The 12,428-nt window shown below is 66.0% G+C and carries 10 protein-coding genes; 6 read left to right on the top strand and 4 right to left on the bottom strand.

From position 1 onward, the window contains the following. Positions 1–14: 14 nt before the first annotated feature. From AC0ZJQ_RS12465 to AC0ZJQ_RS12490, 6 genes are all read left to right on the top strand, one after another. Positions 15–461: a DUF411 domain-containing protein gene (locus tag AC0ZJQ_RS12465; RefSeq protein ID WP_008570358.1), complete on the top strand. Its 447-nt coding sequence runs from the start codon at positions 15–17 to the stop codon at positions 459–461. A 30-nt stretch (positions 462–491) separates the two neighbouring features. After that, on the top strand, positions 492–842 hold the full coding sequence (locus AC0ZJQ_RS12470; protein WP_008570359.1) for a DUF3147 family protein: 351 nt from the start codon (positions 492–494) through the stop codon (positions 840–842). A 145-nt stretch (positions 843–987) separates the two neighbouring features. Continuing rightward, on the top strand, positions 988–2,748 hold the full coding sequence (locus tag AC0ZJQ_RS12475) for a copper resistance system multicopper oxidase (protein WP_008570360.1): 1,761 nt from the start codon (positions 988–990) through the stop codon (positions 2,746–2,748). A gap of 11 nt (positions 2,749–2,759) precedes the next feature. Next, a complete protein-coding gene (locus AC0ZJQ_RS12480) occupies positions 2,760–3,131 on the top strand; it encodes a hypothetical protein (protein ID WP_155550404.1) in 372 nt (123 codons plus the stop codon). A 94-nt stretch (positions 3,132–3,225) separates the two neighbouring features. Beyond that, complete coding sequence (locus tag AC0ZJQ_RS12485; protein ID WP_165594746.1) at positions 3,226–4,047, top strand: copper resistance protein B; 822 nt, start codon at positions 3,226–3,228, stop codon at positions 4,045–4,047. Positions 4,048–4,062: 15 nt separating this feature from the next. After that, positions 4,063–4,737, top strand: coding sequence for a c-type cytochrome (locus tag AC0ZJQ_RS12490; RefSeq protein WP_155550403.1), 675 nt, complete (start codon positions 4,063–4,065; stop codon positions 4,735–4,737). A 114-nt stretch (positions 4,738–4,851) separates the two neighbouring features. On the opposite strand, the gene mdoH is transcribed toward AC0ZJQ_RS12490, so the two are convergent. The 4 genes from mdoH to wrbA all read right to left on the bottom strand — a co-directional run bounded on the left by mdoH (position 4,852) and on the right by wrbA (position 12,388). Then, the gene (mdoH, locus tag AC0ZJQ_RS12495; RefSeq protein WP_476476763.1) at positions 4,852–7,407 is read right to left on the bottom strand and encodes a glucans biosynthesis glucosyltransferase MdoH; all 2,556 of its coding nucleotides are present in this window, start codon (positions 7,405–7,407) and stop codon (positions 4,852–4,854) included. Continuing rightward, complete coding sequence (locus AC0ZJQ_RS12500; RefSeq protein ID WP_476477779.1) at positions 7,400–8,917, bottom strand: glucan biosynthesis protein G; 1,518 nt, start codon at positions 8,915–8,917, stop codon at positions 7,400–7,402. Before AC0ZJQ_RS12500 ends, mdoH begins: the two co-directional genes overlap by 8 nt. A gap of 285 nt (positions 8,918–9,202) precedes the next feature. Next, a complete protein-coding gene (gene bglX / locus AC0ZJQ_RS12505) occupies positions 9,203–11,491 on the bottom strand; it encodes a beta-glucosidase BglX (RefSeq protein ID WP_237263620.1) in 2,289 nt (762 codons plus the stop codon). A gap of 297 nt (positions 11,492–11,788) precedes the next feature. Then, positions 11,789–12,388, bottom strand: coding sequence for an NAD(P)H:quinone oxidoreductase (gene wrbA, locus AC0ZJQ_RS12510; RefSeq protein WP_155550400.1), 600 nt, complete (start codon positions 12,386–12,388; stop codon positions 11,789–11,791). Positions 12,389–12,428: the final 40 nt, after the last annotated feature.

Consider the following 12,428-nt stretch of genomic DNA (forward strand, 5'->3'; position numbering starts at 1 on the left):
ATCTGGAGACGTACATGAAGCCTTATCTCACCGCCCTCGCCGCCCTGCTGATCTCCGGTGCGGCACACGCCGCCGATGTGATCGACGTACATCGCGACGCCAACTGCGGCTGCTGCAAGGACTGGATCAAGTATCTGGAAGCCAACGGTTTCGAGGTGCGCGACCACGTCGAGGCCAACATGTCGGCAGTCAAGCAGCGCGCGGGCGTGGCGCCGCGCCTGGGCTCGTGCCACACCGGGGTGATCGACGGCAAGTTCGTCGAAGGCCATGTGCCGGTCGCGGCGATCCGTGAGCTGCAGCAGCGCGACGATCTCGCCGGCGTCGCGGTGCCGGGCATGCCGGCCGGCTCGCCGGGCATGGATTACGGCCAGCCGCATGAGCGCTACCAAGTGATTGGCCTGACCGAACAAGGCCGTGACGTGGTGATGGGCGATTATCTCGGCAGCCAGCCGGTACGCTGAGTTTCGCGGCAGCGCGTCGTCGGGAGGCCCATGGCCTGGATCGTCACCAAGTTCCTGCTGACCGCCGCCGTGGTGGTGCTGGTTTCGGAAGCCGCCAAGCGCAGCGACAAGCTGGGCGGCTTTCTGGCCGCGCTGCCATTGATCACCCTGCTCAGCCTGATCTGGCTGTACATCGAGCGCCAGCCGACCGAGAAGATCGCCAACCACGCCTGGTACACCTTCTGGTACGTGCTGCCGACGTTGCCGATGTTTCTCGTATTCCCCCGCCTGCTGCCACGCCTCGGCTTCTGGCCGACGCTGCTAGCGTGCGCGGTGCTGACCGTCATCTGCTTCGGTGCGCTGGCGCTCGTGCTGCGACGCTTCGGCATCGAGCTGCTGTAGCGCCGCAAGCGGGCCACATCAAGCTGACAGAACGGTAATCTGCAGCTCAGCTGCGGGTCAGCTGAGCGCCGTTATGATGACCAGACATGTTTGCCTCGCGCGCCCACTGGAGCAGCGCGTACAGCCACCATCGAACAGGACCTGCATGCACTCGAACAGCTCGCGGCGCACCTTCGTCAAAACCCTTGCCGCCGGCAGCGCCTTCGCCGGGCTCGGGCTGTGGCGCCAGCCCGTCTGGGCGCTGACCAGCCCCGGTGAGCCAACGGCACTCAGCGGCACCGAGTTCGATCTGACCATCGACTCGATGACGGTGGATTTCACCGGCAGCCGCCGCACCGCCATGGCCATCAACGGCAGCATCCCCGGCCCGCTGCTGCGCTGGCGCGAGGGCGACAGCGTGACCCTGCGCGTGCGCAACCGCCTGCCCCACGACACTTCGATTCACTGGCACGGCATCCTGCTGCCGGCCAACATGGACGGCGTACCGGGCTTTAGCTTCGCCGGCATCGCGCCGGACGGCATGTACGAGTACCGCTTCAAGGTGAAGCAGAGCGGCACCTACTGGTACCACAGCCATTCCGCGCTCCAGGAGCAGCTCGGGGTCTATGGCCCGCTGGTGATCGATCCCCTCGAGCCAGAGCCGTTCGCCTACGAGCGCGACTACGTGGTGTTCCTCTCGGACTGGACCGACGAGAGCCCGGCGCGGGTGCTGGCCAAGCTGAAGAAGCGTTCGGACTACTACAACCAGGGCCGCCGCACCCTCGGCGATTTCATCGACGATGTCGCCGACAACGGCTGGCGCGAGAGCTTCAGCGAGCGCTGGGCCTGGGCGAAGATGAACATGTCGCCGACCGATCTCGCCGACATCAGCGGCGCCACCTACACCTACCTGCTCAATGGCCAGGCGCCGGACGGCAACTGGACCGGGCTGTTCCAGCCGGGCGAGCGCATTCGCCTGCGGCTGATCAACGGTTCGGCGATGACCTATTTCGACTTCAGCATCCCCAGCCTCAAGCTCACCGTGGTCGCCGCCGACGGCCAGTACGTCGAACCGGTGACCGTCGACGAAGTGCGCCTGGCGGTGGCCGAAACGCTCGACGTGATCGTCGAGCCGGACGGCAGCCAGGACGCCTACACGCTGTTCGCCCAGGCGATGGACCGCTCGGGCTTTTCTCGCGGCACCCTGGCGGTGCGTCAAGGCCTGCAGGCACCGGTGCCCGAGCCCGATCCGCGCCCCGAACTGAGCATGGAGGACATGGGCCACGGCGATCACGCCGCGCATGGCGCCGCCTCCACGGGCAGCGACGTGGAGCATGGCGGCATGGATCACGGCCAGATGAACCACGCCGACATGGGGCACGGTGCGAGCGCCGAAACCGTGATGCAGACGCACCCGGCCAGCGAGGCGAACAACCCGCTGGTGGACATGCAAACCATGATGCCCGTGCCCAAGCTGGACGATCCGGGCATCGGTCTGCGCGACAACGGCCGCCGCGTGCTGACCTATGCCGACCTGCGCAGCACCTTCGCCGATCCGGACGGCCGCGAGCCGAGCCGCACCCTCGAGCTGCACCTGACCGGCCACATGGAGCGCTTCTCCTGGTCGTTCGACGGCATCCCATTCGCCGATGCCGAGCCGATCCGCCTCAAGTACGGCGAGCGGGTACGCATCGTGCTGGTCAACGACACCATGATGCACCACCCCATCCACCTGCACGGGCTGTGGAGCGACCTGGAGGACGAACACGGTAATTTTCTCGTGCGCAAGCACACCATCGACATGCCACCGGGCGCGAAACGCAGTTACCGTGTCACCGCCGACGCCCTCGGGCGCTGGGCTTACCACTGCCATATGCTGATGCACATGGACCTCGGGATGTTCCGCGAAGTCCGCGTAGAAGAGTGAAGGAGAAACCTATGAACACGCTCAAGCAAAACATCCTGATCGCCTGCGGCCTGGCTGCCGCCCTGCAGCTGACCGCCGTGCAGGCACAGCAGAACCAGCACGACGGCCACCATCCGGAGAAAACGCCGGCCAGCTCGCAAGCCAACCAGGTCAAGCCGCAACGCGGCGCAGCCAAGCAAGGCATGGATCAGGGCAACATGATGCAGATGCACGACGAGCACATGGGCAAGGGCCAGATGATGGACCACGACAACATGGGCCAGAGCATGCAGCACCGTGACGTCAATCAGGGTCAGGGCATGGAGCATCGCAACATGGAGAACAGCCAGCGTGACAAGAACCCGTCCAAGGGGAACTCCAAGGACAAGCCGCGTGACCGCTGAGCGACGACTGACTATCGCCAGCGCTGCCGGGGCGAGGCTGGTCCTCGCCCTGACCACCGGCGCGGTGGCGGCGACGGCACAGGCGCAGCAGGGCATGGATCATTCCGCGCATGGCCCCCCTGCCGGCGCGGCACAACACAGCCCGATGCAACATGACGGCATGGATCACGGCTCGATGACGCATCCGCCCGTCACCGCCCCGTCACCGGCTGCATCGGTGCCGCCGCTCAGTGATGCCGATCGCGCCGCCGCCTTCCCAGACCTGCCGCCACATGCCATGCACCAGGGCGGAAGCAACTTCCTGTTCCTCGCCGATCAACTAGAGTGGCAGGACGCCGACGACGGCAGCGCCCTGGCCTGGGATATTTCCGGCTGGTACGGCGGTGACATCGACCGCCTGGCCTTCCGTTCCGAAGGCGAGCGCACGGACGGTCATACCGAAGAAGCCGAGCTGCAGCTGCTCTGGAGCCACGCCATCGGCCCCTGGTGGGAAACCGTTGCCGGCGTGCGCCAGGACTTCAAGCCCGGTTCGCCGCAGACCTGGGCGGCCTTCGGCGTGCAGGGCATGCCGCTGTTCGGCCTGGAAACCGAAGCCACCGCTTTCCTTGGCGAAGGTGGCCAGAGCGCGCTGCGTCTGGAGGCCGAATACGACATCCTGCTGAGCCAGCGCTGGGTGCTGCAACCCACCGCCGAACTCAACCTGCACGGGCGCAACGACGAGGCCCGCGGCGTCGGTTCAGGACTCAGCGATGCGGGCTTCGGGTTGCGTCTGCGCTATGAGATCAATCGCCAGTTCGCGCCCTACATCGGCGTTACCTGGAATCGCGCCTATGGCAACACCGCCGACCTGCTGCGTGACGAAGACGAGGATGTCAGCGACACCCGCCTGGTCGCCGGCATACGATTCTGGTTTTGAGCAAAAGCCCGCCCGATGAAAACAACAATCAAGACTCTGGCGCTGACCGGCGCCGTGTTGACCGTCGTCGCTGCCGGCGTCGTCTATTCCGGCGCGATCAACGTCGCCGCCGATGCACCGCACTCGCAGCCGGTCGAGCGACTGCTGGAGATGGCTCGTGAGCGCTCGATCGCCGTGCGCAGCCGGAGCATCGACGTGCCTGATCTGAACGACGCGGCGCTGATCCGCTCCGGTGCGGGCAACTACCACGCCATGTGCATCGGCTGCCATCTGGCACCCGGCATGAGCGACACGGAGCTGAGCGCGAGCCTCTACCCCGCGCCGCGCCAGCTTGGTCAATTCGGCACCGGCGGCGACCCCGCGCGCGCCTTCTGGATCATCAAGCACGGCATCAAGGCCAGTGGCATGCCGGCCTGGGGCAAGAGCATGGGCGACCCGTACATCTGGGGCATGGTGGCGTTTCTCGAACGCCTGCCCCAACTCGACGCGGCGCAGTACCGCGCGCTGGTCGCGCAGAGCGAAGGCCACCAGCATGGCGGCGGCGAACCCGACATGCACGACCACAGCAGCCAGCATTCCGGCCACGACGCACCGGCCGAGAGCCCACATCACCCGGTCGCTGACGAACCCGATACCACCGTCCAGCGCAACGTGCACCAGCACGCCGACGGCAGCCAGCACCTGCACTGAATAGAAGGTCGAGAAGACGAGCCAGCTCATCCTGACTCTTCGAAGCGAACCCGTTGCGCGCGGGTTCGCGGGAGACACTGGCCACGTTGTCGGGCAACGTGACCAGTTGCGGTTTCAGGAACCGGCGGACGATGCTCTGGAGCGCTGGTAGGCGTCGTGCCAGGCCTGATAGCGCGGATCCTGCCAGATGCGCTGATGCAGGCGCGCCATGCCGTTGGGGTCGTTGAGCAGACGCCAGCGCGCCGCCTCAGCGGCACCATCGGGGCCGGCTTCGAGAATCTGCTGCATGCGCTGCTCGCGCAACTGCTCGGCGGCCGGTACCACCTTGGCGTGACGCGCACGCGCCATCCCGCAGACCAGGGCGTTGTACAACGGGTCCACCGTCGCGGCGATGAAGCCGTCGTGCAGGGCGTTGTCGTGATTCTCGCGGGCGTAGCGATCGGTCGCAGCCAGCTCCTGCGGCGGGTTGAATTCCTCGGGAATCAGGAACAGCTTGCGCCGCAGCGCCGCCAGCCCCAACCCGGTACGGCTGGTGATCACCGACACCGGCGCCGAGAGGATCAGCGAGCCGACGATCGGCGCCAGCCACCACAGGAACGCCGGGTCGAGCCAGCCCACCAGCGCCGTCCAGAGCACGCCGAGCAAAATCTGCGGACCATGCCGGCGCAGGGCCTCGCTCCACGGGGTCGCGTTGTCGGCGCGCTGCGGCGACTGCCACTGCACCGACCAGCCGAGGAACGCGGCGGTGACGAATACCGTATGAAACAGCATGCGCACCGGTGCTGCCAGCATCGAGAACAGCGACTCCAGCAGCATCGACAACAGCAGCCGCAGCCGTCCGCCGTACTCGTTCGCGCCCTTGATCCAGATGAGCAGCACGCTCAGCAGCTTGGGCAGGAACAGCAGCGTCAACGTGGCCGAGAACAGCATGATGGCCTCTTCCGGATGCCACTGCGGCCACAACGGATAGAGCTGGTTAGGCTGCAGGAAGTACTCCGGCACCATCAGGGTGTGAATCGCCAGCAGGCCGGTGGACAGCACCAGGAAGATGAACCACAGCGGCGCCGACAGGTAGGACATCACACCGGTGAGGAACACGAAACGGTGCACCGTGTGCATGCCCTTGACCAGGAACAGACGGAAGTTCATCAGGTTGCCGTGGCACCAGCGGCGGTCGCGCTTGAGTTCGTCGAGCAGGTTGGGCGGCAGTTCCTCGTAGCTGCCCGGCAGGTCATAGGCGATCCACACCCCCCAGCCGGCGCGGCGCATCAACGCGGCCTCGACGAAGTCGTGAGAGAGGATGGCACCGGCGAACGAGCCCTTGCCGGGCAACGGCGCCAACGCGCAGTGCTCGATGAACGGCTTGACCCGGATGATTGCGTTGTGGCCCCAGTAATGCGATTCGCCCAGCTGCCAGAAGTTAAGTCCGGCGGTGAACAGCGGGCCGTAGACCCGCGTGGCGAACTGCTGCATGCGCGCATAGAGGGTGTCCATGCCGGACGCCGTGGGCGCCGTCTGGATGATGCCGGCGGACGGATTGGCCTCCATCAGCCGCACCAGGTTGGTCAGGCAATCGCCGCTCATCACGCTGTCGGCGTCGAGCACCACCATGTAGCGGTAACTGCTGCCCCAGCGCCGGCAGAAGTCGTCGATGTTGCCGCTCTTGCGCTTCACCCGACGCCGGCGCCGGCGGTAGAAGATATGGCCGAAGCCGTCGACCTCGCGACACAGCTCCAGCCAGGCTTTCTGCTCGGCTACGCAGATGTCGGGATCGTTGCTGTCGCTGAGCACGAAGATGTCGAAGTGCTCGATCTGCCCGGTGGCCAGCAGCGACTCGTAGGTCGCGCGCAGACCGGCGAACACCCGCGGCACGTCTTCGTTGGCAATGGGCATCACCAGCGCGGTACGCGCTTCGCGCGGGATCGGCTCGTTGCCCAGCGTGCTGGCGGAAATGTTGTAGCGGTCGCGACCCTTGAGCAGCTGGAAGAAGCCCATCAGTGCCGTCCAGAAGCCCACCGACACCCAGCAGAACAGCAAGGCGAACAGCAGCAGGATGCTGGTCTGCACCACGTAAGGCAGGATCTGCCGCGCGGATTCCTGCCACGGCTGCTGGAAGACTTCCTGCAGATCGACCAATGCCCAGCCCTGATAGGGCAGCACGGATTTCATGTGCCAGGTGGCGATCACGGTCTGCACCAGCATCAGCGTCAGCAGCAACGTGCGGCGCAGGGCAACCACCTGGCGCCAGCGCGAGTCGCGCTCGACCGGCGGCGGCACCTCCACGGCGCGGTTCTTCTTGCGCAGCAGGCGCCACCAACTCAGGCGCAGCACGTTGGTGTGCCACGGCTCGGGCACCATGCGGGTACGCACGATCGGCGGCGTCGAGCGGATGCAGACGCGCGCCTGGTGATCGCGCATCAGCGCACGCCCACGCTCGAAGGTATCGCCCCAGCCAAGCTTCAGCCGCGCGGCGACCGAGCCCAGCGCACCGGCCGAAGGCGGCACGCCGGGCGCAGTATCCGGGGTCTGCTGGGCGAGGACGCGATGCAGGTCGTCGAGCGTGCCGCCCTCGCGCGCGACCTCATCGGCCAGCACCTGGCGTTCGGCGTCGGCCAGCGGCAATTGATCGAGATAGTGTCCGCCGAGGGACGCTGACGCCAGGTTATTCATGGATTGGAATCTGGTAGCTCCAGGTTTCGGAAAGCGTCTTCTCGCCTTCCACCAGTGCGGCGCGCAGCTCGACCGGGCGTGCCGCGTCGCGCACTTTCAGCCGCAGCGTCAGGCGCCAGCCCTTGCTCACCGGGTTATAGCGCAGGCTGTTCTCCACCAGTTCGGCGTTGTCGTCTGTACTCACCCGGGTGCTCACCGGCGCATCGGCCGGCAGCGCCGCAAGGTTGGGGCCGACGAAATCGACGATCAGCGCGATGCTGCCGTCAGGCTGGCGGATCAGGTTCGACTGCTTGACGTCGCCGGTGGACAGACGCGTCTGGCTGACCCAGGCGAGTGCCGGATCGTGCAGCGCCGGTTCATCCATCGTGAAATGCAGGCGGTAGGCGAAGTCCAGCGACTTGCCGGGCTCCGGGCGCTGCTCGGGTACCCAGAAGGCGACGATGTTGTCGTTGGTTTCGTCCGGCGTGGGGATTTCGATCAGCTCGACGTGCCCCTTGCCCCAGTCGCCGGTCGGTTCGACCCAGCCGCTTGGGCGCAGCTCGTAGCGGTCGTCCAGATCCTCGTAGCGGCCGAAATCGCGGGTGCGCTGCAACAGACCGAAACCACGCGGGTTCTCCACGCTGTAGCTGCTGATGTTCAGGCGCTTAGGGTTGTTCAGCGGTCGCCAGATCCACTCGCCGTTGCCGGCATGAATCGCCAGGCCTTCGGAATCGTGCAGCTGCGGACGATAGTTACGCTGCACGCTCGGCTGGTTGGCGCCGAACAGGTACATGCTGGTGAGCGCGCCGAGGCCGAGCTTTTCCACCGGCTCGCGCAGGTAGACCCGCGCCTGTACGTCGACGGTGCTGTCCTTGCCCGGCGTTACCACCATGCGATAGGCACCGGTGGCCCGCGGCGAATCCAGCAGCGCGTAGATCACCAGATTGCGCCGGTCGGCCTGCGGCCGCTCGATCCAGAATTCACGGAAGCTCGGAAACTCCTCGCCGCTCGGCAAGGCGGTGTCGATGGCCAATCCACGCGCCGAGAGGCCGTAAACCTGACCCTTGCCGATGACGCGGAAATAGCTGGCGCCGAGCAGGGTGATCAGCTCATCGGCCTTTTTTGGCTCGTTCAGCGGATAGAGCACCTTGAAGCCGGCGAAACCGAGGTTCTCCAGAGCGGCAGGTTCGATCTGTACCTGGCCGAAGTCGAACATCTGCGGGTCGTAGCGGACTTCCTTGACGCCCTTGCTGGTGATCTCGTTGATCTTCACCGGCACGTTGAAATGCATGCCCTGGTGGTAGAACTGCACCTCGAACGGAGTCTTCGCGTCGTGCCAGAGTGCTTTGTCGGGACGGAAACGCAGTTGCTGGTAGTCAGCGAACGCCATGCTGCGGAACACTTCCGGCAGGTTGCTCTGCGGCGCGGCGTAGTTGGCAGCCGCCAGCTCCTCGGCCTTCTTTGCCACGTCGTCGAGGTCGAATGCCCAGCCGTTTCCGGCAAACAGACTGATGGACAGGCCCAGCGCCATGCCCAGCAGGCGTCCGCTACGCGTGCCTGCCCTGAAACCAATGTTTCGTGACACATCCCCTCCTGATTTTCACGATGATGCCGGCCATCGATCGGCGCCGGTCTGTCTGTTGGTCTGCCGTCGGGTTAAATGATTCCCGCGCCGGGTCAATCGAGGCGGCGCATCATCCCACGCCGGACACAGGCCGGATAGATGGTCGCGCACCTTACCTGCGGCCAGCTGCCGCATCACTTCCGCCGCGCCTGCCGCATCGGCGAAGCGGCGGCAGGCGGGCGTCACCGTCACTCAGCGCAAGGTGAATGCCGCGCTGTGTACCTGCTGCGAATCGAGCCCGATCTGCACCTCGAATTCACCAGGCTCGGCGACCTGCCGCAGCTGGGCATTGAAGAACTGCAGATCCTTTTCACCGATATCGAAGCGAACCTCACGTTCCTCGCCGGCCTTGAGCATGACCTTGCGAAACGCCTTGAGTTCTTTGACCGGGCGAATCACCGAAGCGACCTGATCGCGGATGTACAGCTGGACCACCGCAGCACCGTCACGCGAACCGCTGTTCTTCACCTTCACGCTCGCCTGCAAGGTGCCGGGCAGGCGCAGCTCGACACTCGACAGCGACACGTGCGACAGCTCGAAATCGGTATAGCTCAGGCCGTAGCCGAACGGGTACAGCGGGCCGGTGGGTTCCTCGAAGTACTGCGAGGTGTAGTTGCCCGGTTTGCCCTCGACGTAGGGACGCCCGACGCGCAGGTGATTGTAGTAGGTGGGAATCTGCCCCACCGAGCGCGGAAAGGAGATTGGCAGCTTGCCGGAAGGGTTGTAGTCGCCGAGCAGCACATCGGCGATGGCGTGACCGCCTTCGGTGCCGCTGAACCAGGTTTCCAGGATCGCATCGGCGTTGGCCTTGGCCCAGCCAAGCTCCAGCGGCCGGCCATTCATCAGTACCAGCACCAGCGGCTTGCCGGTTGCCTTGAGCGCACGTAGCAGCGCCTGCTGGCTGGCTGGAATCTGCAGACTGGTGCGGCTCGAACTCTCGTGGGACATGCCGCGCGATTCACCCACGGCGGCAATCACCACATCGGCGCGTTCGGCGGCAGCGACCGCTTCGGCGATCATTTGCGCGGCCGGGCGCGGGTCCTGCACCACTTCGGGCGTGTCCCAGTTGAGGAAGTTCAGGTATTCGACGAGGTGCGGATCGTCGGTGATATTGGCGCCGCGGGCATGCAGCAGCGTCGCCTTGCCGGCCAGTGCCGCGGTCAGCCCCTGACGCAGCGTCACAGCCTGCGCGGCAACACCGGCGGCCGACCAGCTGCCGAGCATGTCGAGCGGCGAATCGGCCAGCGGACCAACCAGCGCGATGGTGCCGCTTTTCTTCAGCGGCAGCGTCTGCGCGCGGTTTTCCAGCAGCACCAGCGATTCGCGCGCCACCGCACGCGCCTCCGCCCGGTGCAGGCGACTCTCGGCATTGACGTCCTGCGGATCGTCGGCGGCTGCACCGATGCGGCGCAGCGGATCGTGGAACAGGCCCATGTCGTACTTGGCGCCCAGCACCTCGCGCACCGCGGCATTGATCTCGCCGATCTCGATTTCGCCATCGCGCACCAGCCCGGGCAGTTCGTCGCGGTACAGCGAGTCGGCCATGCTCATGTCGATGCCCGCCTTGAGCGCAAGCCGCGCCGCCTGGCGACCGTCCTGCGCGACGCCGTGGCGCAGTAGCTCGCTGATCGCGCCGTGGTCGCTGACGGTCATCCCGCGAAAGCCCCAGTCGCGGCGCAACAGGTCGCGCAGCAGCCAGCTGTTGGCGCTGGCCGGCACGCCGTTGATGGCGTTCAGCGCGACCATTACACCACCGGCGCCCGCCTCCACCGCCGCGCGGTACGGTGGCAGGAAGTCCTGGTGCATGCGCATCGGACTCATGTCGACCACGTTGTAGTCGCGCCCGCCCTCGACCGCGCCGTACAGCGCAAAATGCTTGACGCTCGCCATGATGCTGTCCGGCGCCGCGACGGATTCGCCCTGATAGGCCTTGACCATCGTGCGGGCGATTTCCGACACCAGGTACGGGTCCTCGCCGAAGCCTTCGGAGGTACGTCCCCAGCGCGGGTCGCGGGAAATATCGACGGTCGGCGCGAAGGTCATGTCCAGGCCGTCGGCACTGGCTTCGATGGCCGCCACACGACCGCTGCGGGCGATGGTCGGCAGATTCCAGCTCGACGCCAGGCCGAGACCGATCGGGAAGATCGTGCGGTGCCCATGCACCACGTCGTAGGCGAAGAAGATCGGGACTCCCAGGCGGCTGCGCAGCGCGGCTTCCTGCATGGGGCGGTTGTCATGGCGGGTGACGCTATTGAAGGTGCCGCCGATGTGGCCCGCCTGCAGTTCCTCGAGAATCTTCGGCTGCGGCATGTCGGCGCCGATGCTGATCAGCCGCAGCTGGCCGATCTTCTCCTCGAGGGTCATGCGCTCGATCAGGCTGTCGATGAACGCCTGCTTGTCGTCCAGCGCGGGCGGCTCGGCGGCAAGGGCGGCGTGCATGAAAAATCCGGCGAGCAGACCGAACACAGGGAGTCTTTTCACCAACGGCAGTTGGGGTTTCATCGGGAATCTCGTTGCTGCGGGAAGGTACGACCGCTACGGCCGCTATGCGAGGCCTCGGCGCCGCAGGATGCATGCGACCACACCGAGCGCTCGGCGCAGAAGTATGACGCGCCGGACCCCGGACAAACCAGAGGGGCGTCGCCAATCAGGAGAAGGACCGAACGGCCAGACGCCCGCCCGGCTTTCAGCAGGAAGGAACGCCGCACCAGCGGGCAGCCGGCGCGGCGGGTACAGCAATGCCGCGCAGGCGCGCGGCATTGAAACTGCGGCGCAGCTTCAGCCCTTGAGCTTCATGGTCAGTTTGGCGACGTGCTCGCCCTGGAAGCGGGCGATGTTCAGCTCCTTCTGCGACGGCTGGCGGGAGCCGTCGCCGCCGGCGATGGTGGTGGCGCCGTAGGGCGTGCCGCCATTGGTTTCGGAGATGTCGAACAGCTCGCTGGTGCCATAGCCGATCGGCACGATGATCATTCCGTGGTGCGCCAGGGTGGTCCAGGTCGAGGTGATGGTCATCTCCTGGCCGCCGCCGGTGCCGGTCGAGCTGAACACGCTGGCGACCTTGCCGTGCAGCGCGCCCTTGGCCCACAGGCCGCCGGTCTGGTCGAGGAAATTGCGCATCTGCCCGGACATGTTGCCGAAGCGGGTCGGCGTACCGAAGATGATCGCGTCGTAATCGGGCAGTTCGGCCGGGCTCGCCACGGGCGCCGCCTGATCGGTCTTGCCGCCGGCATTCTTGAATACTTCAGCCGGCATGGTTTCCGGCACGCGCTTGATGGTCACCTCGGCACCGGCGACGCGGCGCGCGCCCTCGGCCACGGCATTGGCCATCGTTTCGATATGGCCGTACATCGAGTGATACAGCACGAGAATCTTCGCCATCTTGCTATCTCCTGGGAGGGTTCGGGGTTTCTGAAAGCGT

The organism is Stutzerimonas sp. 21-1 (assembly GCF_056336065.1).

Excerpts from the sequence above, each read along its gene's own strand:
- AC0ZJQ_RS12465 (WP_008570358.1), top strand. The coding sequence starts at position 15 with ATGAAGCCTTATCTCACCGCCCTCGCCGCCCTGCTGATCTCCGGTGCG.
- AC0ZJQ_RS12470 (WP_008570359.1), top strand. The coding sequence starts at position 492 with ATGGCCTGGATCGTCACCAAGTTCCTGCTGACCGCCGCCGTGGTGGTG.
- AC0ZJQ_RS12475 (WP_008570360.1), top strand. The coding sequence starts at position 988 with ATGCACTCGAACAGCTCGCGGCGCACCTTCGTCAAAACCCTTGCCGCC.
- AC0ZJQ_RS12480 (WP_155550404.1), top strand. The coding sequence starts at position 2,760 with ATGAACACGCTCAAGCAAAACATCCTGATCGCCTGCGGCCTGGCTGCC.
- AC0ZJQ_RS12485 (WP_165594746.1), top strand. The coding sequence starts at position 3,226 with ATGGATCATTCCGCGCATGGCCCCCCTGCCGGCGCGGCACAACACAGC.
- AC0ZJQ_RS12490 (WP_155550403.1), top strand. The coding sequence starts at position 4,063 with ATGAAAACAACAATCAAGACTCTGGCGCTGACCGGCGCCGTGTTGACC.
- mdoH (WP_476476763.1), bottom strand. The coding sequence starts at position 7,407 with ATGAATAACCTGGCGTCAGCGTCCCTCGGCGGACACTATCTCGATCAA.
- AC0ZJQ_RS12500 (WP_476477779.1), bottom strand. The coding sequence starts at position 8,917 with ATGGCGCTGGGCCTGTCCATCAGTCTGTTTGCCGGAAACGGCTGGGCA.
- wrbA (WP_155550400.1), bottom strand. The coding sequence starts at position 12,388 with ATGGCGAAGATTCTCGTGCTGTATCACTCGATGTACGGCCATATCGAA.